This window comes from Sphingomonas trueperi, assembly GCF_011927635.1.
GTDB classification, from domain to species: Bacteria; Pseudomonadota; Alphaproteobacteria; order Sphingomonadales; family Sphingomonadaceae; genus Sphingomonas; species Sphingomonas trueperi.
Window position 1 is genome coordinate 39910 of the sequence record NZ_JAATJB010000005.1, and the last position, 23907, is coordinate 63816.

The window sequence follows — 23907 nt, forward strand, 5'->3', positions numbered from 1 at the left end:
ATGGTTAATTTAGCCGCAAATCTAATCGGACTGAGCGTGCTGACCGGGCAGGATGCATTTTCGGCCGTGGGGGCGCTGCCGACCTTCGAGAGCAAGGCGGTGAAGATCGCCAAGGCGCAATTCACCACCGCCGTCACCGCCCCGCCCTGGAAGGACAAGGACGGCAACGCCACCTCGTCGCAGCTGACCTCGATCCTCGCCTCCCGCACCCTGGTCCAGCCGGCGACCAGCGACAGCAGCGGCAATCTGCTGCCCGACGACGTGAAGACCACCTTCACCGCCTTCAAGGCGCTGGACAAGTTGCGCGTGCTTGCCGAAGGCGCCGCCGACAAGACGACGTCGGATGCGCAGCGCGCGCAATATCAGAAGGCCTTCGCCAAAGGCATGGCCGATCTGCAGAACTATCTGGCTTCATCGCCGTCGGACAAGGTCAAGCTCGCGTTCGGCAAGGCGACCTCCACGGTCAAGACCAGCGAACTCGCCGCCACCGACCTGTACGAGACCAATGGCAAGCCGCTGGTAAAGAAGGCATCGGATCCGTTGCCCGGGCTTACCGGCAACGAACAGTTCATCATCGGCATCAAGCGCGGCACCCAGTCGCAGAGCTTCACCGTCGACCTGTCGACCGGCCCCCAGCCGCCGACGATCAACTCGGTCGCGGAGGCGCTCAACGCCCAGATCAAGTCGGCGCTCGTCTACAAGGACGACGGCACCGTGCTGACCGACAGCAAGGGCGAGCCGGTCAGCAAGTGGAACGCGCGGTTCCAGCCGGAGCTGACCAGCGACGGCATGTGGCGTCTGAACCTCGAGACGCCCGATGGCATCGAGCAGGTCAGCCTCGACCAGGTGGGCGCCAAGGATTCGCTGGTCGTCACCACCGGCCAGACGCCCCTCGATTCGCCGACTGCCACCCAGGTGTTCCGCCTCAACGATCCCGCCGGTGACAACACCAAGGTGACGATGGGCACGATCGAGGCGCTGGATCGCCAGGGCACCGCGCAAAACGTCGCCGCGGGCAAGACGACCAGCGTCACCAAGGCGGTCGAGGACGCCGACGGCAAGGTAAAGCTCGAGACCACCAAGACCAGCGACGTCTATGCCAGCACCACGGCGGCGGCGAGCGTCACCGACGCGCAGGGCTTTACCTACGTGGTCGGCACCACCAAGGGCGATCTGGGCGCGAACCTCTCCACCGGCAATGACAATCTGTTCCTCACCAAGATGGACAGTGCGGGCAAGGTGGTGTGGCAGCGCAATCTGGGTGCCACCGGCGCGGCGACCGGCGCATCGGTGTCGCTGGGGCAGGACGGCAGCGTGGTCGTCGCCGGCACGGTGACGGGCAGCTTCAACGGCATCACCGCTGACGGCGACATGGCGGTGGCGAAATATGCCGCCAATGGCGACGAGCAATTTTCCACCCTGGTCGTCTCCAAGGATGCCGATACCGCCCGCGCGGTGACCGTCGGTGCCGACGGCTCCGTCTTCGTCGCCGGCCGCGTCTCCAACAAGGATGGCGGCGACGCGATGGTGGTGCGCATCAATGCCGCCGGCAAGATCGCCGAACGCCGCGTTATCGATACCGGCGGCAGCGACACGATCACCAGCCTGGCAACCGACAAGGACGGCAATCTGCTCGCCCTCGTCTCGAGCCAGGGCGTGGCCAGCGTGGTGAAGATGCAGGCGGATTCGCTGTCGAACACGCTGGGCAGCATCAGCCTCGGCACGGCCGACGCGCGTGCGCTGGCGGTGGCGGCCGACGGCAGCATCGCCGTTGGCGGCGCCACCAGCACCGCGATCGCCGGCACCCAGGCCAATGCGCTCACCGGTGGCCGCGACGGCTTCGTCACCCGCATCGATGCCGCGCTCTCCACGGCTTCGACCAGCTATGTCGGCACCGGCGAGGACGATCAGATCGACAGCGTCGCCTTCATGGGCGGCAAGATCTATGCGGGCGGCCGCACGACCGGCAACCTCGGCGCAGCGCGGCGGGGCCCGGTCGACGGTTTCGTCACCCAGATCGACGCCGCGACCGGCACGGTCGGCACGACCACGCAGTTCGGCCAGATCCAGACGCGGACCGAGCCGGTGCGCGTCGCCGCCGATACGGGCGGCGCCAATGCGCTGTCGGCGCTGGGCTTCGGCCGCGGCGTGCTCAATCCGACGGTTTCCGACCGGGTCACCACCCAGACGACGCTGCGCGAAGGGGACTATTTCTCGATCAAGGCGGACAATCTCGCCGTGCGCCGCGTGACGATCGAGAAGGGGGACACGCTGAAGTCCATCGCCGAGCGCATGCAGGGCATGATCGGCGCCTCGAAGGGGACCGTGACCGCCACCACGATCGACGGCGTGCAGTCACTGCGTATCTCGATGAAGCAGGGCCATGAGATGGAACTGCTTGCAGGCAGCGCCGATGCGGATGCGCTCTCGAAGCTCGGGCTGGAGCCGCAGCGCATTGCCAACGCGGCCGCGGTGGTGGGTACGGCGCCGAAGGTGAAGCCGGGCGGAGCCTATGGTCTGGAACTCAGCGAGGCGCTGAGCCTGGCCTCGATCGACAATGCCAAGGCCGCGCTCGGCAAGATCAAAGATGCGATCTCGATGACCCAGACCGCCTATCGTTCTCTATATTGGGATGACGGCAAGGCGACCATCGTCGACAGCACCGGCACGACCAAGTCGGGCAAGAAGGGGGCTTCGACGGCGGTGGAGCAGGCCCAGCTGAAAAATTACCAGGCGGCGCTGTCGCGGCTGCAGTCCGGCTCGAGCACCACCAGCCTGTTGGGATTCTGAACCATGTCCGAAATGCCCACCATCTTCTCCGCCATCCAGATGCGGATGCAGAATCTGTCGCAGCGCCAGCAGGTGATCGCGCAGAATCTCGCGAACAGCGAAACGCCCGGCTACAAGTCGCGCGACGTGTCCGAGCCCAATTTCGGTGATCTGCTGCAGGGCGCCGGCGGCATCAGTGTCGCCAAGCCGCGGGTCGAGCTGACCGGCACGATGAAGAATCTGGGCGCGGTGCAGCCGATGGGCAGCGGCCTCGTGTTCGACAAGGACGTGACCGAGACCAAGCCCGACGGCAACAACGTCACGCTGGAAGACCAGCTGCTCAAGATGGGCAAGGTGCAGGCCGATTTCAGTGCGATGACCAACATCTATCGCAAGCAGATGGTGCTGCTGAAGACCGCGCTGGGCAAGGCTGGCGGCTGAACTGGCAGCTGCCTTTATGGCCGACAAAAAGGGCCGCGAGCGGGTGCTCGCGGCCCTTTTCGTTGTTCCCGCCGTGGCGTGCGATCAGGCGATCGCGACGCGCGCGGTGCGGCGGCGACGCAGCGTGCCACCCGCCATGCCGAAGCCGGCGATCATCAGGCCCCACGCAGCCGGTTCGGGAACCGGTGCGAAGTCCAGCTGCGCGCTGTAGCCATAGTCCTTGGTCTTGGTGTTCTGCATCACGACGGTGAGCAGCTGCGGCGTGTTCGACGGGGTCACCGCGAACGTATAGACGTCGCCCTTGGTGAGGCCGGTCAGCGTCACGCCGCCGAACGACAGGCTCACCAGATCGAGATAGAAGGACGAGACGCTGACGTGCAGCTCGCCCGGTGCGTTCAGCGTGAGCGCGAAGGACTGGGTCGCGGTCGTCTTCTTGGCGACCTTGACGTTGTTCCAGCCACCGCCGGAGCCGTCGAAGCTGCAAACCGCAGCAGCGGAGTCGACGCACACGACCGTCGTCGCCTGCGCAGTGCCCGCCATGGTAAGAGCGCCAGCCGCCGAGGCAGCCGCGATCAGAGTCTTGAGCTTGTTCATCCACACCTCCCTAAAGCATGCACAGCCGCTGGGAGCTGCCCGATGCTTCAGGCAGGAAACCCTCTTCTTCCCATACGCGCTGTCCCTTTATTTATAAACAAACGCGCGGAATTTGCCACTCCATAGTTAAGTGCAAATAAACCAATAAAAAATCACGTTTAAACAAAGTGTTATGGTGTTCTATTGACGTGTTGCTGTGCGCGTGAGAGCGGAAATGGTACAGAAACATTCCGCGGCGCAGCGTGGACGGCCGGCCGTGCACCGAATCAAAAATACCTTCACAAGCGTGCATTTACAGAGATCGGTGCGGGCGCATCCATGCCGTAAAGCCCACCGCAAGCACTGTATGTCGTGCTACGGCTTCCGGTGAGGCGCTGTGCCTCCGAGGCAATGGCGGCCATCATCTCGGCAGACAACTCGATCTGTCGCGACAGTATCCGTGAGTTGACGATCGACGCGTCGCGCAGCGCGCGGCTCGCATCCGACAATTTTTCGCGTGCTTCCGGCTCCAGCGTCTCCAGCCAGTCTTCCGGATTCTCGCGCTTCAGCCGCGCGACTTCCGCCTCGATGCGGCCGGCGAGCCGCAACTTGGCATCGGCGATCTCGCCGAGTTCGCGGATGTAGGGCGTGCGCGCCAAACGTTCGCTCTCTTCCTCCATCAAGGCGGTGAGGGAAAGCATCGCATCGACGAGTTGCGTGATCATTTCTGTCCTTGCTGAAGCTTGAGGATCTGGTCGAGGACGGCCGGCGCGAGGCCGATTCCGCCGCGGCGCGCCATGGCGGCGCCGAGCTTCTCGGCGAGGACGCCGCGGAAGATCTCTTCGCCGTTGCCACCGCTAAACTGTTCGTCTTGTTGAACACTTTGCATCATGAGCTGGGTCATCTGACCCAGAAACACGCTTTCGAATTCCTGCGCGGTCTTGGCGTTCTTCGCGTCCACCTTGGGCAGCGGCTTGGCGGGCGTGGTCGCCCCGGCAAGGGCTGCCTGGGGCAGGGGAGTCGTGTCGTTCATCACTGCACCTCGATTTCGGCCTGGAGCGCGCCGGCCGTCTTGATCGCCTGGAGGATGGTGATCAGGTCGCGCGGCGAGACACCCAGCGTGTTGAGCCCGCTCACCAGCGCCTTGAGCGAGGAGCCGTTGATCACGGCCAGGCTGGCGCCGTTGCCGTCGTTCACCTGTACCTGGGTGCGTGGCACCACCGTCGTCTGGCCCTGCGCGAAGGGACCGGGCTGCGAGACCTGCGGGGTTTCGGTGACCGAGATGGTCAGGCCGCCCTGTGCGATCGCGACCGGCGTGATCCGCACGTCGCTGTTCATCACCACCGTGCCCGAGGCTTCATTGATCACCACCTTGGCCGGCTGGTCGACCTTCACCTCGATGTCGCCGACCTGGGTGACGAGATCGATCACCGATCCGGCGAACTGACCGGTCGGGCGCAGCTCGACCGTCGCCGGATCGAGCATCTGCGCGGCGCCGGGATAGCGGCCGTTGATCGCGCGGGCGATGCGGTCGGCGGTGGAGAAATCGGGGTTCTTCAGCGCGAGCTTGAGGCTGTTGGCGGATCGCAACTGATAGGGCACCTCGCGCTCGACGATCGCGCCGCCGGCGATTCGCGCCGACGTGGTCACGCCGCGGCTGACATTGGCGGCTGCGCCCTGCGCCTTGAAGCCGGAAACCGCCACCGGACCCTGCGCCACGGCATAGATCTCGCCGTCGAGCGCGCGCAGCGACGAGGCGATCAGCGTGCCGCCCTGCAGGCTGGTCGCGTCGCCGAGCGCGGAGACCTGCACGTCGATCCGCGAACCGCTGCGTGAGAAGGGCGGCATCGTCGCGGTGATCGAGACGGCGGCGACATTCTGCGTGCGCATCTGCGTGCCGCGAATGTTAACGCCCATCCGCTCGAGCATCGACTGCATCGATTCCTCGGTGAAGGGGGCGTTGCGGATGCGATCGCCGGTGCCGGCGAGGCCGACCACGAGGCCATAGCCAACCAGCTGGTTTTCGCGGACATTCTCGACGTCGACGATGTCCTTGATCCGGGTCTGGGCCATCGCCTGGGGCGCGCCGAAACAGGCCAGCGCGAGCGCCAGGAACGATGCGGAGAGACGATACATAAACCTCTCGGGCCAAGTGGAAAATTAACGCTACTCGTCTTATAGGAAGAGGAGAGCCAAGGCGGCTCGCGAGGACCTGATTTCGTGCGTATCGACAGCCTGTCACCGATGATGGCGCGCAACCTGCTGGCGGCATTGCCCAAGTCCGTGCCCGGCCTGGCGAGCCGCCTCGACGAACAGGTTGCCGCCGCGCCGCATCCGCAGCCCGTGCCGGGCACGGTGCCGGCGACCAGCGTGCAGATGCTGGTGGCGATCGCCGCCAACAATCCGATCGCCGAACGCCGCCGCAAGCAGGCGCGCGACGTCGAGCGCGGCATCGATGCGCTCGATCGGCTGCACAAGGAACTGGTTGCGGGCACGCCGAACGTCGCACGGCTGCGCGAGATTGTGCAATGGTCCGAGACGGTGCCGACGCCGGCCGAGCCCGAACTGGCCGCACTGATGCGCGACATCGACGTGCGCGTGCGCGTCGAATTGGCGAAGCTCGACATCCAGGTCTGATCGCCGCGTCCTCGGGAAGCAGGGCACGGCCCGCCCGTGCGGCAGGGCCCGACAGCCGGCTCAGCGTGACCCGCTCAGCGCGGGGGCTGTGCCGCGTTCAGCCAGGCAGAGAGCTCGGCATAGGGAATCATCTCGATGAAGGCGACGCCGGCGGAGTCGTCTTCGGCCCAGCGCACGGTGCAGCTGCGCGGGCTCAGGCCCGGCACCACCAGCGTCATGACGCGATCGAGATCGGGCTGGTTGGACAGGCGCACGCGCGCGCCGCTCTGCGAGATATTCTCCATTACGACGTTGTGCGACACGCCGTTGCAGACGAGCCGGGCGTTGCCGGCGATCGCGAAGCGCGGTGCACGGGGCACGGCGCGGCGCAGGCGCGCGGCGGGCGAACTGCCCTTGGCCGCGGCGAGGACGTCCTCGACGTCGATCGCCTCGTGGAACTGCACGCCGGCGCGCCCCTCGCTGACCCACATGATCTGGCCTTCGAGCACCGGCCCGCCGCGCAGCTCGACGACGATCCGATCGCCTTCGCGCAAGGGAAAGGGGGTTTCCAGCATCATGCCGCTGGCGGAGATGTTGCGAACGCGGCAAAGCTGTTCGCCGGCGCCGGTGCAGATCAGCTTGCCCACCATCAGCGTCGTCACCGTGCGCGGGGCACGCGCGGCCCAGGGGCCGGGATCGCTGGCGTTGTGGTCAAACTGATGTTCGGCTGCGCCCACGGCGTCTTTCTCCCCGTTCGACTGCGAACCGGCAGTCCCTATGCATATTATAGGATGAACGGACGTTCAGCTTGGCTTCGGTAGTCGTACGAATGTCGCGTACGACTATCAGGCGGGGTTTGCGTTGGTCACCGCGATCTTGCGGACAACCTTGGCGCCGAAGGCTTCGGTGGCCGAGGCGTCGACCAGCTTGCGGAAGCCTTCCAGGTCCGGCAGCATCCCGTCCGGGCCCGCCGCCATCGGGGTGCGATAGGTACGCATGTTGATGGCGTGAAGCAGCAGCGGCATGCGCTGGGTGACGAAATCGGCCTTGGCCTCGTCGACCTCCAGCTGCACTTCCATCGCGGCATAGCCGGCGAGATGGCCGTCGGCGAAGACGAGCGGCACCAGCACCTTGCCGGTGGGCACGAACTTGGCCGGCACTTCCTTCTCCTCGGCCTTGGCCACCTGCTTGGGCGCGCCGATGCCGAGCATCTTCACCATCGCATAGGCGGTACCGCCGCCGGCGGCGAGGCCGGCGAGCAGCGCGACGATGAGGAACAGCAGTTTCTTCACGATGCGCCCTTCAGAACTTGAAGCTGGAGTCGCTCGGCAGCGCCGAGGTCTGGCCCTTGAGGACGATGCTGATGCGGCGGTTCTCGGCGCGGTTGGGCTGGTCCGGATAGACCGGCTGGGTGGCGCCCATCGCCACCACTTCGGCGAAGCGATCGGGCGTCACGCCGCCGGCGATCAGCGCCGAGCGGGCGGCAAGCGCGCGCTCGCCGGAAAGCTGCCAGTTGGCGTCGCTCTGTCCGCCGGCGCCGTCGGTATGGCCCTCGATCGCGATTTGCGCGCCGACCGTGGCGATCTTCTTCGCCAGCTTGGTCAGCAGCGTGCGCGCATAGGGATTGAGCTCGGCCGTGTTCGACTTGAACATCGGCTGCTGATCGGTGTCCATCAGCGTGATGCGCAGGCCCTGGCGGTCCTGCTGGACATCGACATTCTTCTTGCCCTGTGACTGCGGCGTCGCTTCCAGCGCCACCATCAGTTCGGAGGCCATGACGCGCATCGTCGCGGGCACGTCGGCGGTGCCGCCGCGCGCGGAGCCGGCGGTGGTCACCTCGAAGGTGGGCTGGCCCTTGGCGGCGCTGGGATCGGCTTCGGAACGGCGGGTCGGGCCGCCGGCGCCGGGCGCGGAATTGCTCACCGGCGTGGAGGGGCCGCTATCCGCGATGGTGGGCGAGAAATATTTGGCGAGGCCCTTCAGCCGGTCCTTGTCCGGGTTGGCGAGCAGCCATAGCAGCATGAAGAATGCCATCATCGCGGTGACGAAGTCGGCATAGGCCACCTTCCACGCGCCGCCGTGATGGCCGCCCGCGACCTTCTTGACCTTCTTGACGATGATCGGCCGAACGTCCCCCCCGCGGGCCATGTTACTGCCCCTTCAACGCGTTGCGCAGGCGTTCCTGGACGGCGCCGAGGCGGACATGGCTGATCGCCGAGAGCGAATCCTCGCCGCCCGCGATCCGGTCCAGCAGGTTCACGCACTCATCGGCGTGCTGGATCAGATAATCGAACGCCTGGAGCTGCTCGAGATAATTGGCCGCGAAATGCTCGTCGCAGACGAGCACCTCGGCCAGGCCTTCCAGCTTCTTGCTGATTTCGCGGATCTCGCCCGCCATCACGCTGTGCAGCACGCCCGCAAAGGGGTCGTAGCCGGGCAGGACTTGCGGGTTCGACGGTTCCGACATGGGCAGGCACGACATCAGAAAAGCTCCAATTCTCCGTCGGGGGCGGCAACAGGCAGGGGGGCGACCGGACGTTCCTGGACACGCTCCGCCACCTTGGTGCAGCGGCTCTTGCCCTCGTGCGGCAGGAACTCGACCTTGCGGGCGAGCGTGCCGCCGAGATCGCAATGCGCGATCGAAATGCCTTCAGTCTCCATGAACCGGCGGGCAAAGGCACCGTTGGAGGCGCCGATGTTCCCCAGGCCCGAAATTATGTTGGCGCCACCATAAAGATGGGCCTGCAGCCGCTGGCGCGAGGCGCCCTTGGCCATCATGCTGTTGATCAGCAGTTCCATCGCATGCACGCCGTAGCGCGCCATGTCCGACCCCGAGACCTTGTGGTCCGCGCCCGGCTCGCCGAGCAGGAAGTGGTTCATCCCTCCGACCTTGGCGACCGGGTCGTAGAGGCATGCGGCCACGCAGCTCCCGAGCAGGGTCGAAATCATGACATGGGGCTCCGCGATCACCGCGTTCTCGCCCTGTACGATGGAAACTCTGCGCATATCAGGTCAGCTCGCCGAAGACGCGTTCGATCTTTTCCTTCAGCGCCGCCGGCGCGAAAGGCTTGACGACATAGTTGTTCACGCCCAGCGCCGCCGCCTTCTGCACGACCTCGCGGTCGGACGAGCCGGTGAGCATGATGAACACGGTCTTGCCGATCACCGGATCGGCGCGAACCGCCTCCAGGAACTGCAGCCCGTCCATCTCGGGCATGTTGTAGTCGGAGATCACCAGGTGGACACGGTCGCTCTTGATCGCCGAAAGCGCCTCGGGGGCACTGGCCTTGTCGCGAACGTCCTTGAACCCCAGGTCCTGCAGCGCACGACGGATCATCGCCCGCATACTGGTCTGATCATCAACGACCATCACCTTGATTTGTGATGCAGCGGGCATTGTTATGCGCTCCCAACCTTAACCGTTTCTCGACAAGCTTTCAGGATGGCCTCCGGCATCGCCGACAGGCCGACCTCCTTCTCCACCGCACCCGCTTCCTTGGCGGCGCGGGGCATGCCCCACACCACGCAGGTTTCCTTGGTCTGGCCAAGCGTGCGGGCACCGGCCCGACGCATTTCCAGCAGGCCCTGCGCACCGTCACTGCCCATCCCCGTGAGGATAACGCCGACGGCACCGGCGCCCAGTTTGGAGACCGAGCGGAACAGCACGTCCACCGAGGGACGATGGCCGGTGACCGGATTGCCGGCGATCAGCTTGATCCGGCCATTGGCACCGCCCTGCAGTTCCATGTGTCGTTCGCCTCCAGGTGCAATATAGACGGTTCCCGGGGTCACCTGGGCACCATCCGTAGCTTCCACTACGTTGACCCGGCACTCGGCGTTCAGGCGCTGCGCGAAGCTGCGCGTGAAGGTCGCCGGCATGTGCTGCACGATCAGGATCGGCGGCGAATCTTCCGGCAGTGCCGGCAGCAGCGAGAACAGCGCTTCCACGCCGCCCGTCGACGAGCCGATCGCAATCAGCTGGGCCGCGACACCGCCGCCACCGGCCGAGGCGACGCTCGGCTGCGCCGGCAGGCGCTGCGGGCCGGCGCGGGCGACCGAGCGCGCGGCGCTCTTCACCTTCTCGCACAGCAGGCCGGCGTCGCGCTCGATGTCGTCGGGCGAGCCGCTCGGCTTGGTCACATAGTCGACCGCGCCGAGGCGCAGTGCCTCGATCGTCACTTCCGCACCGCGGGCGGTGAGGGTGGAGCACATCACCACCGGCATCGGCCGGAGGCGCATGATGCGCTCAAGGAACGACAGGCCGTCCATCCCCGGCATCTCGACGTCGAGCGTCAGCACGTCCGGGTTGAGCGCCTTGATCATGTCGCGGGCCGCGAACGGCTCCGGCGCCATGCCGACCACTTCGATGTCGGGATCGGCCGACAGCATCCGCTTCAGCGTCGCGCGCATCGATGCGCTGTCGTCGACGATGAGCGTGCGGACTGGTTTCATGCCCATTACTCCGGCTTCTGGTAAATAGTGTGCCCGCACGAGCGCATCTTGCTCGCGGCCGGGCCGATCAGCCGTTCCGAATGACCGATATACAGGAAGCTCCCCCGTGCGAGCTGCTCGACAAAGCGATGCTCCAGCTCTTCCTTCGCGGGATCTCCGAAATAGATCATGACGTTACGGCAGAAAATCACATCATAGGCGGCCTTGAGTGGCCACGGTTCGAACAGGTTCAATACTTTCGCGGTGACCATCTGCCGGGCTTCCTCGGCCATCACGAAGCCGCCTTGCGTCGGCTTCATCCAGGTCGAGCGATACGGCTCGGGCACCCCCGCCGCGACATTCTCCGCATAGACCCCGCGCTGCACCGACTCGACCACATGGGGGGCGATATCGGTGGCGAGCAGCCGGACGTCGGCGTTGCGCAACCACGAGGCGCTGCTGCGGCTGGGCCCCAGCAGGCACATCGCGATCGTATAGACCTCCTCGCCCGACGAGCAGCCCGCCGACCAGATCCGGATCGGACCCTGTTTCCGCTGGAGCGTGGGGATCACGGTCTCGCGGAAATGGTCGAAGTGATGCGGCTCGCGGAAGAAGTGCGTGTGGTTGGTGGTCAGCGCCACTACCATCGCGCTGCGTTCCTCCGCATCGCTGTGCACCAGGTCGACATAGTCACAGAAGCGGTTCAGGCCGAACTTGCGCAGCCGGCGCGCGAGGCGCGACTGCACGAGGGTGGTCTTCGCCTCGCTCAGCGAAATGCGGGCATCGTCGTACATGATCGCGGCGATGGCCTGGAAATCGCGCGGCGTGAGCTCCGCGTTCTGGCCTGGTGCCATCGCGTTACCGGCGCCGGCGGACGCCGCGGCGGCGCCCCCGGCGGGGCTCATGCTGCGAGATCCAGGTGCTTGGTCAGGCTCAGCGCATTGAGATCGAGCAGCAGGACCATGCTGCCATTCTCGTCGCGCGTCCCGTCCTTGGCGCGGGTGGCGATGCGGACGAGCCCTGCGATCACGCTTTCCTCCAGCGTGGTCTCGACCGCCGGTGCCGGCTGGATCTCGCCCACGTTGATGCCCACGATGTCGTTGACTTCGTCGACCAGGAAGCCCGCCTGCTTGCCCATGATGTTCACGACCAGGATGCACGAGCGCGCATGCAGCTGGCTCGGCTCCCAGCCCAGGCGCTCGGCCAGGCCGACCACCGGGATCACGTTGCCGCGCAGGTTGGTCACGCCCTTGATGAAGCTGGGCACGTTGGGAAGCGGCGTCGGCTCGTCCCATTCGCGGATTTCGATGAGCGCGCTCATGTCGATCCCGAAGATCTGCTTGGCCAGCGAGAAGGTTACGATCTTGCGATCATTGGCGGTGTCGGGGGTGCTCATGCTGCCAGTCCTTTGGGCGTGAAACGGGTAGGCGAGGAAACCAGCGCCTCGATGTCGAGGATGAGAGCGATCGAGCCGTCGCCCAGGATGGTGGCGCCACCCAGGCCGCGGATCGGATGCAGGTTCTGATCCAGGCTCTTGATCACCACTTCGCGGCGGTCATCGATGGTATCGACGACGAGACCGACCTTGCCCGAGCTTTCGCTCTCGACGATCACCACCAGCGAGTCCTCGATGGCGCGGTCGTCGTTCAGGCCGAAGATCTCGGTCGCACGCTTCACCGGCAGATACTCGCCGCGCATGTCGATCACTTCGTGGTCGGGCGCGGTGCGCTTCACTTGGCCGGGCTCGGGCTGGATCGTCTCCAGCACGTGCGTCAGCGGCAGGACGAAGCGCTGGCCGGCGAGCCGCACGATCATGCCGTCCAGAATGGCCAGCGTGAGCGGCAGGATCATCGTGAAGGTCGTGCCTTCGCCCGGCACCGAGTGGATCTCGACGCGGCCGCCCAGGGCTTCCACGTTCGAACGCACCACGTCCATGCCGACGCCGCGCCCCGAGATGTTCGAGATCTTCTCCGCGGTGGAGAAGCCCGGCGCGCAGATCAGCTGGTCGATTTCCTCGTTCGTCAGCACCGCATCGGCGCTGATGATGCCCTTTTCGACCGCCTTGGCGCGGACGCGTTCGCGGTTGATGCCGCGGCCGTTGTCCGCGACGCGCACGAAGATCCGGGCGCCCTTCTGCTCGGCCGACAGCTTGATCGTGCCGGCGGGGTCCTTGCCAGCCGCGATCCGCTCCTCGGCGCTTTCGAGCCCATGGTCCGCGGCGTTGCGGATCATGTGGGTCAGCGGATCGCCGATCTTCTCGATCACGCCCTTGTCGACTTCGGTCGTTTCACCGATCGTCTCGAGGTTGATCTGCTTGCCGGTTTCCACCGAAAGATCGCGGAGCATGCGCGGCACGCGGCTGAAGGCCTGCCGGATCGGCTGGGCGCGCAGCGACATGACGTTGTCCTGGATCTGCCGGGTGAGGCGGGCCAGTTCGGGCAGTTCGACGCGCTGGCGATCGGCCGGCGAGAGCCGGTCGGCCAGGATCGAGTTGCGGATCACCAGCTCGCCGACCAGATTGAGCAGCAGGTCGAGCTTGACGAGGTCGACGCGAATGGTCTGCGCGGCTTCGTTGACCGGCTTGGCCGGACCGCCGCCGCCAGCACCGGCACCACCGCCGCCAGGGCCACCGGGCGTGCCGCCACCGCCGGCCGGCGGGGCTGCCGCCGCGGCGGGGGCAAGGGCTGCTTCGGGAGCCGCGGCCACCGGTGCAGGCGCCGGAGCGGGCACGGGCTCGGGAGCCGGCGCCGCCGGGGCAGGGCCCAGATCCATGAAGTCGTCGACCGTGGCCGTCACCGGCACGAACGGGATCTCGTCGCCGTCCATCTCGGTTTCGCCCGCGCCCTCGGGCAGGACCACGTCTTCGCTGTCGCGCTTGATCTCGATCACCGAATCCGGCGCCACGAAATCGAAGCAGTCGGAGAGGTCGCTTTCCGGCAGCTCGGCCGGTGCCTGCATCACCCAGGTGACGTAGCTGTCTTCCGGATCGATCTCGCGCAGCGCCGGCAGCGTGCTGAGGTCGACCGACACGACACGCGCGCCCAGGCCCTCCAGCTCGCGCACCGTCAGCAGCGGCTCGCCGGCATTCGCCAGCGCAGCGCGCGACGGCTTGAAGCGCACGGTCCAGCCGCCAGACTCGTCCGGGCCGTCCAGATCGTCGAGCGACACGCCCACCGGGCGGAAGCCGAACTCGTCTTCCTCTTCCTCCATCGCCGGCGCGGGCGCCGGGGCGGCGGGGGCGGGGGCTGCCGCGGCAGGCGCGGCCGCAGCCGGTGCGTCGCCCTCCGGCACGCCCTTGTTGGCGAGCACCTGTTCGAGCGCGCTCAGCGCGGCCCCGTCGTTCGGCCGGGACGCATTGCCCTTGGCCGCCTCGACATGGTCCGACAGCACGTCGAACGAGCTCAGCATCACCCGGATCACGCCGGGCGTGGGGACGATCTTCCCGGCACGCACTTCGTCGAGCACGTTCTCGAACTTGTGCGCGAAGGCGGTCAGGTCCGAATGGCCGAAGGCGCCAGCGCCACCCTTGATCGAGTGGATCGCGCGGAACACGCCGGCAATGGTTTCGCCGGACAGATCGCCCGACTGCATCGCCGACAGCCCTTCTTCAGCCGTCGTGAGGCCTTCAGTGCACTCTTCGAAGAAGATTGCCTGGATATCGTCGAATTCGTCGCTCACGGGCAGACGCGGCGGATCGCCGCTCCCAGCTTGGTAGCCTCGAAGGGCTTGGTGATCCAGCCGGTGGCACCGGCGGAGCGGGCGCGCTGCTTCTTCTCGTCCGAGAATTCGGTCGAGAGCACCAGGATCGGCACGCCCTTGAACTCGGGAACCTGGCGCACGGCCTCGATCAGCTCGAACCCGTCCATCTTCGGCATGTTGATGTCGGTGATGAGCAGGTCGGGCTTGACCTCGTGCATGCGCTCCAGGCCATGCTGCCCGTCGTTCGCGCTCTCGATGCGAAAGCCCTGCGAGGTCAGCGACGTCTTGAGCAGCATGCGCATGCTCGCGGAGTCATCGACGGTAAGGATCAGCTTGGTCACAGAAGTTCTCCGGTATCAATGCCGACCGCCGCTGCGAGCTGGCAACGGTTCACACGATCGGTGAAGGCAGTGCTGGGGTTGAGGATGGTGAAGGCCTTGCCGAGCTTGTCGGCTTCGGCCTTGGCCGCGACGAGCAGCTGCAGCACCGCCTGGCCGACGCTCTCGACCTGCGAGGCATCGATCTCGACCGGGCCGTCGCCGTCGACCGCCTGGATGAGGCGGGTTTGAAGATCCGCGGCCGTCACGGTCGTACCGTGCGCGGGGAGCGCAAGCGCGTTGTCCGCGCCGGCCTCAAGCGGTGGCAGGGGAAAGTCCATTTTTGGCCTCGTCGAGAGCGGTTTCGAGTTGCTGGAAGCTCGGCGCATACGCGGAGGGCGTCATGCGACGGGCGATTTCGATCGCGACCTGCACCGGCTGGTTCTGGGCATAGGCAACGATGGCGGTCTTCACGATGGTGAAGGGCTGGGAGTCGGCTTCGATCGTCTCGAGCAGCTTGCCGGCAAGCGGCGCCACCACGCAGTAGGACAGAAGCACGCCGAGGAAGGTACCGACGAGCGCGCCGCCGATCATCGCACCCAGGATCTCGGTCGGCTGGTCGATCGAGCCCATGGTCTTGATGACGCCGAGCACCGCCGCGACGATGCCGATGGCGGGCAGGCCGTCGGCCATCAGCTGCAGCGAGTGCTGCGGATGGGTTTCCTCGTGGTGATGCTTCTCGATGTCCGCTTCCATCGCGGATTCCAGCTGGTGCGGATCCTCGAAATTGACGGTCATCATCCGCAGATAGTCGCAGAGGAACTCGATCAGGTGATGGTCCTTGAGCAGCCGCGGATAGGGCTTGAAGAGATCGCTCTCCTCCGGCTTGTCCAGGTGCGGCTCAATGCCCGTCGCGCCGCTCTTCTTGAACAGCGTCAGCAGGGTGAACATCAGCGTCAGCAGGTCGGTATAGTCGCTGGCCTTCCAGCGCCCACCCTTGAACGCGCGCATGATGCCGGCACCGGCCTTCTTCACCGTCGGCATCGAGTTGCCGACGATGAAGGCGCCGATCGCGGCACCGCCGATCGCCATCATCTCGTGCGGCAGCGCGTGCATGATGATCTCGAACTTGCCGCCCGAGATCATGAAGCTCCCGAACACGCAGACGAGAATGATGACGAAACCAACGGCGTTCAGCATGACGGGCCCAAAATCTTTCCCTGGATCTTTCCAGAATTATAGGACGGTTTCCGGGGGTACCGGTCGCTTCGGGGATAATGCTTAGGTGCGGGTTCACCGCACGCCGGGTGCATGCACCGGCGATGGTTGCCGAACCGTTTCCACGGGCGCGATTTCGCGGTTCGCGATGGGGCGGAACACCAGTGCAAGCATCATCGGCCGGTCGTCCGCGCGGGGTGGCGGGGGGACCATCATGAAGCCGAACTCGTCGGCACAGTGGAACAGGTTCGGCGCGACCTGCTGGATGCCCTCCAGCGAGGGCGCGGCTTCGATTTCGTCGAGCCCGGGGCGCTGCATGTCCGAGAGGAAGCGCTCCACCGGCATGAACACCGCGCTTTCCACCTGCACCCAGTCGAACAGCTGGCCGAACTGCACGCCCACCGAGAAGCGGCAGTCGCCGATCGGGATCGGCGCCAGATAATAGCCGTTGTGCGTGGGCGTGGCGGTGACGTTACCGGTCGAGACGTTGGTCCCGTCCGCCACGATCACCGGCACCGAGATCGTGCTGTCGACGAAATCGGCATATTTGAGCGGCAGCCCGAAGCGCTTCTGGGCGAGCAGGGCGAGCTTCACCGGCAGGCCTTCGCCATGCAGCTCGGCGGGCAGGTACATCCGCTCGGAGCCCTTCATGTAGAACAGGCCGCGCTGGTGCAGGCCATGCCGGGCGATGGCGGGATCGAACAGCGCGACGGTGTCGCTCACGCCTTCGTTGATGTCGTGCTCGAATTCGGCGAGCACCGCCAGTTCGTGCGCCATCGGCAGGTACATCAGCCGGCCGAGCACGGCGGCGGCGGCATGGCGCCACAGCGGCATCTCGTCGATCGCGGTGCCGCGCAGCCGGGCCGCGGCCTGCTCGCGCTCGAAGCGCAGCGTGCCTTCTTGGATGCGCTCGCGGGTCGCGCTCTGGCGGCCCTTGATGCTGTTCGCGGCCCGGATCGGGGTGCCGTCCGCCTGGAAGTCGACGGTGGAGCCCTGCGCCGCGGTGCAGATCTGCTCGAGGACCGCGACGTTGGTGGCGATCGCCTCCAGCGTGTGGCAATCGTAATCGTCTTCGCCGATCAGGCCCTTCTTGTCGCAGCCGGTGCGGAACTGCTCGCGCAGCAGCAGGTAACGACCGGCGACGTGCACCTGGAAGCGATCGCGCAGCAGCCCGTCGACCTCGTTCTGGACCGAGCCGTTATAGCCGAGGTCGACGAGCATCAGCGTATCGCCCGGCGCGGGATCGACCGCGCTGCGGACATGCGCGATCAACCGGTCCGCGAAACCCTGTCCGGCCTTGATGATCTGCTTCACCCGCTGGGGCTTGCGGATTTCGGCGACGAATGCCGGGATGCGGCCGCGATCCTCGGGCAGGTTTTTCAGCAGTGCCCGCGTCTCGTGCTGCGGGAGCAGCAGCTGCTGCGCGATTTTCCGCACATCGCTGCCGATGTCGAATTGCACATAGCGTTCGATCGCCTCCGGCGTGGTGAGCGACGAGGCGATGGCGGTGAAACGACTGATTTCAACCGCATGCGCCGGGCTGTCCGGCTGCGCCACCTGGTGGACGCGCATCGGCAGCAGGCCGTCGCGCATCATGAACAGCCAGTGGACGGTGCCGCCGCGCTCGGCCTGCAGCGCTGCCGCCTCCTGCTGGAGCCAGCGTTCATAGGCATGAAACACCGGGCCCATCACCGAGAAGCCGAGCGACTCGGCCGGATCCTCGATCCGCGGCTCGCCGACGGCGAGCGCAGCGCGATGCGGCTGTTGCGCGGCGATCGTGCCGGACAGTAGCGGGTGCAGCATTGCGCTGATCGAGGACTCCTGGCGCAGCCGCTGCTCGGTTGCCTCGGCGAACTGCTTGAGGTGCAGCGTCTGCACGCCGTACGGAGCCACCCCGGCGATGTCCGCGACCGGATTGTCCCCGATGTGCAGGATCGTTTCCGGCCGAACTTTCAGCGCCTTGAGCACATCGGCATAGAGGCCGTCCGTCTTGGATTTGTGATAGGTGGACGAGCAGAAGATCCGCTCGATCATGTTTGCGACCTCGGCGCCGGCGGCGCGCGCGATCAGTTCGCGCAGCTGCTTCTGGTCGAGATAGGTGTCGGAGACGATGATCACGCCGATGCCCCGGCGCTTGGCCTCGCGGATCAGCGCGACGGTGGGCTGGAACGCGAAGCAGTGCCGCGCCTCGGCGTCTAGCTCGTGCGCGACTGCGGCGGCGATCTCCGCCTTGCGCGCGTTCGGATACATCTCGCGATAGATCTGCTCGATCGACACTTCCTTGTGGCGATGCTGCATCATCACCGCCGTCCTCGCGCGCGTTTCCGCCCATTGCCGCTGGAGCACGGTCATGCCCGGCAGCGCGCCGAAGATGTCGACCGGCGCGTGGCTGTCGCGCCAGAGCAGCGTATCGAAGCAGTCGAGCGAGAGCAGCTTGACGTTCGCGCGCCCGTCGAGCGCGGACGGCAAGGCATGCGGAAGGATGAAGTCGGTCACGGCACTGTCCCTGGAAAGCGCCCGCACCGAGGGGACGCAGGAATCTTATAGGAAGGGGACGGACCAACCCGGCAAAATCTTCCTACAATGGCGGCAGGAGCAAAGGAGCGACAATGACGATCAATGCTTATCAGGCTGCCCGGAGCCGGGCCGAGACGCCGCGTGCTGCGGAACTGCGGCTGATGCGCGAGATCACGGGGGAAATGCTGACGGCGCACGAGGCCGGTCTGAAGGGCGCGCTGCTGATGCCGTCGCTGTACCGCAACCGCGAGATGTGGACCGCGTTCATGACCGACTGCGGCGCCCGCGGGAACACCCTGCCGGTGGAGCTGCGCGCGAAGATCATCTCGCTCGGCCTGTGGGTCGACCGCTTTACCAGCGACGTGGTCGCCGGGCGCGAGTCGATCATAGAGCTGATCCAGGTGAACCGCACGATCATGGAAGGCCTGGGCTTCCAGGATCGCGCGCCGGTGCCGCAGGCGACCGCCGCCGCCGCCTGAGCCGTCGTCGCAGCAGGGACCAGAAAAGCCCCGGGATGATCTCCGGGGCTTTTTCGTATCTGGCGGGGGCTGGCGATGCCCATCGCCCATTCGGAAATGCGCGGCAGCGCGTGCACGGCGTCGCAGCCCGACGCGGCGAGCTGATCGCCTTGCCGGCGCGCTGCACCGTGCTGCTGGCCGCCGCAGCCACCCTTTTCGGCCCCCTGTCGTGGCGGCCGCGTCGCGTATCGCACGAGGGCCAGGGATGAATGGTCCTGTTTTGGACGCATACCATTGACACGCGTTCCGACGCGGGCGACCAAATCTGCGGTAATGCGGTCACTTGCGATCACGTCCACAGGGCACGGCGTTCTACGGCGCCGACGGCAGTCTGGGCGATAGCGGCCTCACGCTTAGCGCGGGTGGTTATGCCCACCGCTTCGGGTGGGCAAGGTCGCCCCGGTTACCAGACCCGCGATCCGCGGCTGATGACCGTCGGTCTCCGCATGCGTCGGGCAGCCGCCAGCCGCCAGCCGCCTGCCGTTTCGCGTCGGGGTCGTCCATATCGAAGGCGGGCAGACGATCGCGACGAAAGGAATGGCGGGCATGACCGTCTTTTGGACCATGACCGCGGCGGCGGTGCTGCCGATGGCTGGTTCGACTCGCTCAACGATGGCCGCCGGGCCGATAACAATCCCGCATCGCTGTTCGAGCCGATCGGTCTCGCGAATCTGATGTTATTGTGTCTCCATATTGGCGCCAAGCGCTGCAACCGGCCCGGCTCGGTGGGCCCCGCGTATGGGTTCTGGCCAGCCACCGGGACCGACCTCTTCACCATCACCGCCGTGGGTCGCGATGTCTGCACCAACGTCGAAGTGCGCGTACGCCGCGCGCTATGAGTATGCTGACCTGGTGTTCAAGGTTCGAACGCCGTACGATCGGACCAAAGCGATACCTGTGGCCATCTGCGACGATCCGGAATATGGTCGGAAACAAACGCGTAACAAAGGTTGACGGCAATGGTGCTCAACGTGCTGGTGATCCTGATGGTCCGGGAGGCCAGCCTGCGCAGCCTGCTCGCCGCGCGACTGGCGCTTTCCGGTATCGATGTGGTGAGCATGGAGCAGGTGGATGCGGGACGGATCGCCCGGCTGGGCGGTGCTGCGCCGGTGCTGGTCGCCGATGCCGCGGCTACCGAGGACCATCCCGGTGGGCTCGCGGCGCTGGCGGCCGATCCCCTGTGGCATCGGCTGATCATCCTGGGCGGCGACGAAGCGGTCACGGCACCGCATCTCCACCATGTCACCGCCGAGGAGCCCGCCACCGCCATCGCTGCGCTGCTGCGCGACGGCGGCGCGGTGCATTAAGTCATCCCTTGGGGAACAGCCCCGCGGCAAAGGCGATTCGCAGCGCTTCGGACAGGCTGCGGACTTCCAGCTTCTCCATCAGATTGGCGCGGTAGATCTCCACCGTGCGCGGGCTGATGTCGAGCTCATAGGCGATGATCTTGTTCGATCGGCCTTCGATCAGCCCCTTGAGCACGTCGGTCTCACGCGGCGATAGTTTCGCGATTTTGCTCTCCGCAGTCGCCGTCCGCGCGGCGGCCTCGCCATCCTCTTCCAGCTTGGAAAAGGCCTGGTCGATCACCTTGAGCAGGAATTCGGCCTCATAGGGCTTTTCGATGAAGTCGAGCGCGCCGGCCTTCATCGCCTGCACCGCCAGGCCGACATTGCCCTGGCCGGTGAGCACGATCGGCACGAACTTGGGCGAGCGATCCAGCTTGAGCAGCACGTCGAGCCCGCTCGAGCCCGGCATGTGAAAATCGAGCAGCACCACGCCCGCATCGAGCTCGGCCTCCTGCTCCAGAAACGCATCGCCCGAGCGATAGCCGCGCACGATCAGGTCCGGACGGACCGAGAGCAGGCTGTGCAGCGAAGCGCGTACGGCATCGTCGTCGTCGACGATGTAGATCGTTCGGGTCATTATTCTTCACCTTCTTCGATACCGGGAAGCGTAAAGCGGAACGACGCGCCACCCCCCGGCGCATTTTCCGCACTCAGCATCCCCCCATGGCCTTCGATAATGCGTTTGCTGATCGAAAGTCCAATCCCCATTCCGCCTGCACCTCCCTTTGTCGTGCTGAACCGTGAAAACAGTGTTTCCAAGACATGTTCGGGGAGGCCGGGTCCGCTATCCGTCACTGTGATCGCTATCATCTGGTCGGGCAGCTTCTCGGACGTGATCGTGATCTGTCGATCATCGGGCTCGACAAGCTTTAATGCCTGCACGGCATTGCGCAACAGGTTAACGAGAACTTGCTGTACCTGGATGCGGTCGGCCAGAATGAAGCGCGCGGTGGGATCGAGATGGAAGCTCACCCGCAGGTTGAAGTGGCCGGTGCCGACCAGCACCAGCTCGACCGCGTCGCGCACCGTGCGCTCGACCGATTCCACCCGCATCTCCACTTCGCCACGGGCGACGAAGGCGCGCAGGCGGCGGATGATCTCGCCGGCGCGCTGGGTCTGTTCCGACCCCATGCGCAGCAGATCGGTGACGCGGGGCCCGCCTTCGCCGCGTTCGATCAGCATGCGCGCGGCGGCGAGGAAGTTGGCGGTGGCGCTCAGCGGCTGGTTGAGCTCGTGCGCGAGGTCGGCGGCCATCTCGCTCATCGCGCTCTGGCGGGAGACATGCGCGATCTCGTTGTTGAGCTCGCTCAGCCGCTGCTCGGTGGCGACGCGCTCGGTGAGGTCGCGGACAAAGACCGTGATCAGCAGATGGCCGTCGCTGCGCGCGGCGCCGGCGCGCATCTCGGCCGGGAAGCGGCGCCCGTCGGCGGTCTGCGCGGTGCCGACGAGCACTTCGCCGACCAGGCCTTCGCCGGTCTGGACGAAGCGGTGCAGCACTTCCTGATCGGTCTCCACCTCGTCGGCGGGGATCAGCATGGTGAAGTCGCGGCCGACGACTTCCGAGGCGCGATAGCCCCAAAGCTCCTCGGCGGCGGCGCTGAACTGCAGGATCGATCCGTCACCGGAGAGCACGATCATCGCGTCCGGCACGGTTTCCAGCACCGTCCGCAGCTGTGCCTCGCGCCGGCGCAGTGCCGCTTCGTGTTCGTCGCGCTCGGTGATGTCGAGCGCCGCGCCGACCACGCGGATCAGGTCCCCGGCGGCGTTGTAGAAGCAGCGTGCCGAGCCCTCCAGCGTGCGTTCGGTGCCTTTGCAGCCGGTCAGGCGATAGCGGAAGGAGAAGCGCTCGGCGCGTTCGGCAACGGCTTCGACCACGGTCGCGCGCAGGCTCTCCAGGTCGCTCGGCTCGATCAGTTGCTTCCAGGATTCGAAGCTGGAGAGCGAGCCCAGCGGCAATCCCAGCCGCTGTTCGGTGCCGGGCGACCAGTTGATGTGATCGCCGCCCACATCCCAGTCGAAGATGCCGAGCTCGTGCGCGGCGGTCGCCTGGGCGAGCCGCTCCTCGCTCGCCCGCAGCGCGCGCAGCGCCGAGACGCGCTCGGAAATGTCGAGGATGCTGTGGACGACGATCGCCCCGCGGGTGGGCGTGGCGGAGCGCAGCAGCCGTTCGATCACGTGCAGCTGGCTGCCGTCCTTGCGTTGCTCGATCAGTTCCTGCGCCCCGTCCGCGTCGGGCAGGGCATAGCTGCTGTTCCAGTTGGGGCATTGCGCGCGGAGCAGCATGTAGAGATTCTCGCCCAGCGCCTCCGCCTCGGTCCAGCCATAGAGCTGCTGGCAGCCGAGCGACCAGTGGATGATCCGGCCACGCGCGTCGGTCATCACCACCGTCGCACCGTCGAGCGCGAGGCTCAGCTCGGCGCGGGCGATCTGCTCCCGGCCGACGCGATTGACTGCCCAATAGGCGATCAGGCCGATTGCGAGGATGTTGAACACGCCCAGCACCAGGTGGCTGGTGATCGGCTCGCCATGGGCACCCCGCTCCAGCAGCAGCTCGATCGTGGCGGGCAGGGCGGGCAGCAGGATCGCGCCGGCTACCACCGTCTTGATCGCGACCGGGTCGGAGCGTTCGATCCGGCTGGATCGCTGCGCATCCACGCGCCAGTGCCCGAGCAGGATGGCGGCGGTCAGCGACAGCGCCATGATCGTGCCCGGCACCGAGGCCCGAAGGCTCAGGTTCACCGACGCGGGATTGTCGGACAGCATCATGCCGGTCGCCGATGCCAGCGCGAGCGCCAGCGGCGCGATCGCCACCAGCGGGGCGACCTCGCGCAGCAGTCGCCATTTGCTGCGCGAGGCGAAGGCCGCGATCGGCAGCATCAGCAGGAAGACGATGGCGTTCACGCCCGGTCGCCCGGCATGCTGCAGCCCGAGTGCGAGGACGCGGTCGGCGTAGACCAGCTGTCCCAGGTCGATCCACGGCTCCAGAACGGGTTGCAGGGTACCGATCACCCCCACCGCCATCGCCGCAAGGTAGGCGGCAATGGCGAAGCTCGGACGGCGCGTATGATCGGACAGCACGCCCAGCGCGACGAAGATGTAGCCGATCGCTGCCACCGGCCACATCGGATAGGCGCGGGGCAGGAAGCGGTGGAGGATCGGGATGTCGAGCGCCCAGCCCGCCAGCGTGGCGAGACCACACAATAACGCGATGCCGGCCAGAACAATGGCCGTGGTGACGTTCATGGACGGGGCGCTTCGGCGCGCCACGGTTCTATCTATTCTTCCAACGTGCAAACCACCTGCCCCTGCACAGGTCGAAGCCGAGGCCACGATGTGCTCAGCATCGGTTAATTTTCCACGAAAAGCCATAGGGAGATGCACGGAATTCCGTCGATTCCCGGAAGTGTTTCCAGCAGGTGCTTGCCAAAAGCCATGGGCAGGGCAATCAATTGGATGGGGACC

The 23907-nt window shown here is 66.2% G+C and carries 26 protein-coding genes; 6 read left to right on the forward strand and 20 right to left on the reverse strand.

All coding sequences use genetic code 11. The features are described 5' to 3' along the window. The gene (locus GGR89_RS09725; protein WP_125971888.1) at positions 1-2790 is read left to right on the forward strand and encodes an autotransporter outer membrane beta-barrel domain-containing protein; all 2790 of its coding nucleotides are present in this window, start codon (positions 1-3) and stop codon (positions 2788-2790) included. A 3-nt stretch (positions 2791-2793) separates the two neighbouring features. Further along, complete coding sequence (locus GGR89_RS09730; protein WP_125971890.1) at positions 2794-3210, forward strand: flagellar basal body protein; 417 nt, start codon at positions 2794-2796, stop codon at positions 3208-3210. Positions 3211-3294: 84 nt separating this feature from the next. Here the strand turns inward: GGR89_RS09730 and GGR89_RS09735 are convergent, their stop codons facing one another. From GGR89_RS09735 to GGR89_RS09750, 4 genes are all read right to left on the reverse strand, one after another. Continuing rightward, complete coding sequence (locus GGR89_RS09735; protein WP_125971892.1) at positions 3295-3804, reverse strand: PEPxxWA-CTERM sorting domain-containing protein; 510 nt, start codon at positions 3802-3804, stop codon at positions 3295-3297. Between the two features lie 278 nt (positions 3805-4082). Continuing rightward, positions 4083-4508 (reverse strand): flagellar protein FlgN, encoded by a 426-nt coding sequence (locus GGR89_RS09740; protein ID WP_125971894.1) that lies wholly within the window; start codon positions 4506-4508, stop codon positions 4083-4085. Next, entirely contained in the window at positions 4505-4816 is a 312-nt protein-coding gene (locus tag GGR89_RS09745) for a rod-binding protein (RefSeq protein WP_125971896.1), read from the reverse strand. The genes GGR89_RS09740 and GGR89_RS09745 overlap by 4 nt, the downstream gene beginning before the upstream one ends. After that, positions 4816-5919 carry a flagellar basal body P-ring protein FlgI gene (locus tag GGR89_RS09750; RefSeq protein WP_125971898.1) on the reverse strand — a complete coding sequence of 368 codons (1104 nt, stop codon included), beginning with the start codon at positions 5917-5919 and terminating at the stop codon, positions 4816-4818. The genes GGR89_RS09745 and GGR89_RS09750 overlap by 1 nt, the downstream gene beginning before the upstream one ends. 84 nt (positions 5920-6003) lie before the next feature. Here GGR89_RS09750 and GGR89_RS09755 point away from each other — a divergent pair, with 84 nt between their 5' ends. Then, entirely contained in the window at positions 6004-6420 is a 417-nt protein-coding gene (locus tag GGR89_RS09755; protein ID WP_125971900.1) for a flagellar assembly protein FliX, read from the forward strand. Positions 6421-6494: 74 nt separating this feature from the next. On the opposite strand, the gene GGR89_RS22775 is transcribed toward GGR89_RS09755, so the two are convergent. From GGR89_RS22775 to GGR89_RS09825, 14 genes are all read right to left on the reverse strand, one after another. After that, positions 6495-7136 carry a PilZ domain-containing protein gene (locus GGR89_RS22775; protein WP_125971902.1) on the reverse strand — a complete coding sequence of 214 codons (642 nt, stop codon included), beginning with the start codon at positions 7134-7136 and terminating at the stop codon, positions 6495-6497. A 108-nt stretch (positions 7137-7244) separates the two neighbouring features. Continuing rightward, complete coding sequence (locus tag GGR89_RS09765) at positions 7245-7691, reverse strand: hypothetical protein (RefSeq protein ID WP_125971904.1); 447 nt, start codon at positions 7689-7691, stop codon at positions 7245-7247. A 10-nt stretch (positions 7692-7701) separates the two neighbouring features. Next, positions 7702-8547 carry a flagellar motor protein MotB gene (locus GGR89_RS09770; protein WP_125971906.1) on the reverse strand — a complete coding sequence of 282 codons (846 nt, stop codon included), beginning with the start codon at positions 8545-8547 and terminating at the stop codon, positions 7702-7704. Position 8548: 1 nt separating this feature from the next. After that, positions 8549-8881 (reverse strand): hypothetical protein, encoded by a 333-nt coding sequence (locus tag GGR89_RS09775; RefSeq protein WP_125971907.1) that lies wholly within the window; start codon positions 8879-8881, stop codon positions 8549-8551. After that, a complete protein-coding gene (locus GGR89_RS09780; RefSeq protein WP_125971908.1) occupies positions 8881-9405 on the reverse strand; it encodes a chemotaxis protein CheD in 525 nt (174 codons plus the stop codon). Before GGR89_RS09780 ends, GGR89_RS09775 begins: the two co-directional genes overlap by 1 nt. A gap of 1 nt (position 9406) precedes the next feature. Beyond that, the gene (locus GGR89_RS09785; RefSeq protein WP_064314002.1) at positions 9407-9796 is read right to left on the reverse strand and encodes a response regulator; all 390 of its coding nucleotides are present in this window, start codon (positions 9794-9796) and stop codon (positions 9407-9409) included. Positions 9797-9798: 2 nt separating this feature from the next. Further along, a complete protein-coding gene (locus GGR89_RS09790; protein WP_125971909.1) occupies positions 9799-10851 on the reverse strand; it encodes a protein-glutamate methylesterase/protein-glutamine glutaminase in 1053 nt (350 codons plus the stop codon). Positions 10852-10856: 5 nt separating this feature from the next. After that, positions 10857-11735, reverse strand: coding sequence for a CheR family methyltransferase (locus GGR89_RS09795; protein WP_125971910.1), 879 nt, complete (start codon positions 11733-11735; stop codon positions 10857-10859). Further along, positions 11732-12226 carry a chemotaxis protein CheW gene (locus GGR89_RS09800; RefSeq protein ID WP_125971911.1) on the reverse strand — a complete coding sequence of 165 codons (495 nt, stop codon included), beginning with the start codon at positions 12224-12226 and terminating at the stop codon, positions 11732-11734. Before GGR89_RS09800 ends, GGR89_RS09795 begins: the two co-directional genes overlap by 4 nt. Then, positions 12223-14508 (reverse strand): chemotaxis protein CheA, encoded by a 2286-nt coding sequence (locus tag GGR89_RS09805; protein WP_125971913.1) that lies wholly within the window; start codon positions 14506-14508, stop codon positions 12223-12225. Before GGR89_RS09805 ends, GGR89_RS09800 begins: the two co-directional genes overlap by 4 nt. Then, positions 14505-14870 carry a response regulator gene (locus tag GGR89_RS09810; RefSeq protein WP_064313997.1) on the reverse strand — a complete coding sequence of 122 codons (366 nt, stop codon included), beginning with the start codon at positions 14868-14870 and terminating at the stop codon, positions 14505-14507. Before GGR89_RS09810 ends, GGR89_RS09805 begins: the two co-directional genes overlap by 4 nt. Beyond that, a complete protein-coding gene (locus GGR89_RS09815) occupies positions 14867-15187 on the reverse strand; it encodes an STAS domain-containing protein (protein WP_066720975.1) in 321 nt (106 codons plus the stop codon). Before GGR89_RS09815 ends, GGR89_RS09810 begins: the two co-directional genes overlap by 4 nt. Further along, a complete protein-coding gene (motA, locus tag GGR89_RS09820; RefSeq protein ID WP_066720968.1) occupies positions 15162-16046 on the reverse strand; it encodes a flagellar motor stator protein MotA in 885 nt (294 codons plus the stop codon). The genes GGR89_RS09815 and motA overlap by 26 nt, the downstream gene beginning before the upstream one ends. Before the next feature lie 93 nt (positions 16047-16139). After that, positions 16140-18560, reverse strand: coding sequence for an HAD family hydrolase (locus GGR89_RS09825; protein ID WP_125971915.1), 2421 nt, complete (start codon positions 18558-18560; stop codon positions 16140-16142). Positions 18561-18673: 113 nt separating this feature from the next. Here GGR89_RS09825 and GGR89_RS09830 point away from each other — a divergent pair, with 113 nt between their 5' ends. The 3 genes from GGR89_RS09830 to GGR89_RS09840 all read left to right on the forward strand — a co-directional run bounded on the left by GGR89_RS09830 (position 18674) and on the right by GGR89_RS09840 (position 20406). After that, entirely contained in the window at positions 18674-19060 is a 387-nt protein-coding gene (locus GGR89_RS09830) for a flagellar biosynthesis regulator FlaF (protein WP_125971917.1), read from the forward strand. A gap of 596 nt (positions 19061-19656) precedes the next feature. Next, positions 19657-19938 (forward strand): hypothetical protein, encoded by a 282-nt coding sequence (locus GGR89_RS09835; RefSeq protein ID WP_125971919.1) that lies wholly within the window; start codon positions 19657-19659, stop codon positions 19936-19938. 120 nt (positions 19939-20058) lie between these two features. Then, on the forward strand, positions 20059-20406 hold the full coding sequence (locus GGR89_RS09840) for a hypothetical protein (protein ID WP_241213244.1): 348 nt from the start codon (positions 20059-20061) through the stop codon (positions 20404-20406). Between the two features lies 1 nt (position 20407). Here the strand turns inward: GGR89_RS09840 and GGR89_RS09845 are convergent, their stop codons facing one another. Beyond that, complete coding sequence (locus GGR89_RS09845) at positions 20408-21022, reverse strand: response regulator transcription factor (protein WP_125971921.1); 615 nt, start codon at positions 21020-21022, stop codon at positions 20408-20410. Continuing rightward, positions 21022-23688 (reverse strand): PAS domain S-box protein, encoded by a 2667-nt coding sequence (locus GGR89_RS09850; protein WP_125971923.1) that lies wholly within the window; start codon positions 23686-23688, stop codon positions 21022-21024. Before GGR89_RS09850 ends, GGR89_RS09845 begins: the two co-directional genes overlap by 1 nt. Positions 23689-23907: the final 219 nt, after the last annotated feature.

Excerpts from the sequence above, each read along its gene's own strand:
- GGR89_RS09725 (WP_125971888.1), top strand. The coding sequence starts at position 1 with ATGGTTAATTTAGCCGCAAATCTAATCGGACTGAGCGTGCTGACCGGG.
- GGR89_RS09730 (WP_125971890.1), top strand. The coding sequence starts at position 2,794 with ATGTCCGAAATGCCCACCATCTTCTCCGCCATCCAGATGCGGATGCAG.
- GGR89_RS09735 (WP_125971892.1), bottom strand. The coding sequence starts at position 3,804 with ATGAACAAGCTCAAGACTCTGATCGCGGCTGCCTCGGCGGCTGGCGCT.
- GGR89_RS09740 (WP_125971894.1), bottom strand. The coding sequence starts at position 4,508 with ATGATCACGCAACTCGTCGATGCGATGCTTTCCCTCACCGCCTTGATG.
- GGR89_RS09745 (WP_125971896.1), bottom strand. The coding sequence starts at position 4,816 with ATGAACGACACGACTCCCCTGCCCCAGGCAGCCCTTGCCGGGGCGACC.
- GGR89_RS09750 (WP_125971898.1), bottom strand. The coding sequence starts at position 5,919 with ATGTATCGTCTCTCCGCATCGTTCCTGGCGCTCGCGCTGGCCTGTTTC.
- GGR89_RS09770 (WP_125971906.1), bottom strand. The coding sequence starts at position 8,547 with ATGGCCCGCGGGGGGGACGTTCGGCCGATCATCGTCAAGAAGGTCAAG.
- GGR89_RS09775 (WP_125971907.1), bottom strand. The coding sequence starts at position 8,881 with ATGTCGTGCCTGCCCATGTCGGAACCGTCGAACCCGCAAGTCCTGCCC.
- GGR89_RS09780 (WP_125971908.1), bottom strand. The coding sequence starts at position 9,405 with ATGCGCAGAGTTTCCATCGTACAGGGCGAGAACGCGGTGATCGCGGAG.
- GGR89_RS09785 (WP_064314002.1), bottom strand. The coding sequence starts at position 9,796 with ATGCCCGCTGCATCACAAATCAAGGTGATGGTCGTTGATGATCAGACC.
- GGR89_RS09790 (WP_125971909.1), bottom strand. The coding sequence starts at position 10,851 with ATGAAACCAGTCCGCACGCTCATCGTCGACGACAGCGCATCGATGCGC.
- GGR89_RS09795 (WP_125971910.1), bottom strand. The coding sequence starts at position 11,735 with ATGAGCCCCGCCGGGGGCGCCGCCGCGGCGTCCGCCGGCGCCGGTAAC.
- GGR89_RS09800 (WP_125971911.1), bottom strand. The coding sequence starts at position 12,226 with ATGAGCACCCCCGACACCGCCAATGATCGCAAGATCGTAACCTTCTCG.
- GGR89_RS09815 (WP_066720975.1), bottom strand. The coding sequence starts at position 15,187 with ATGGACTTTCCCCTGCCACCGCTTGAGGCCGGCGCGGACAACGCGCTT.
- motA (WP_066720968.1), bottom strand. The coding sequence starts at position 16,046 with ATGCTGAACGCCGTTGGTTTCGTCATCATTCTCGTCTGCGTGTTCGGG.
- GGR89_RS09830 (WP_125971917.1), top strand. The coding sequence starts at position 18,674 with ATGACGATCAATGCTTATCAGGCTGCCCGGAGCCGGGCCGAGACGCCG.
- GGR89_RS09840 (WP_241213244.1), top strand. The coding sequence starts at position 20,059 with ATGGTGCTCAACGTGCTGGTGATCCTGATGGTCCGGGAGGCCAGCCTG.
- GGR89_RS09845 (WP_125971921.1), bottom strand. The coding sequence starts at position 21,022 with ATGACCCGAACGATCTACATCGTCGACGACGACGATGCCGTACGCGCT.
- GGR89_RS09850 (WP_125971923.1), bottom strand. The coding sequence starts at position 23,688 with ATGAACGTCACCACGGCCATTGTTCTGGCCGGCATCGCGTTATTGTGT.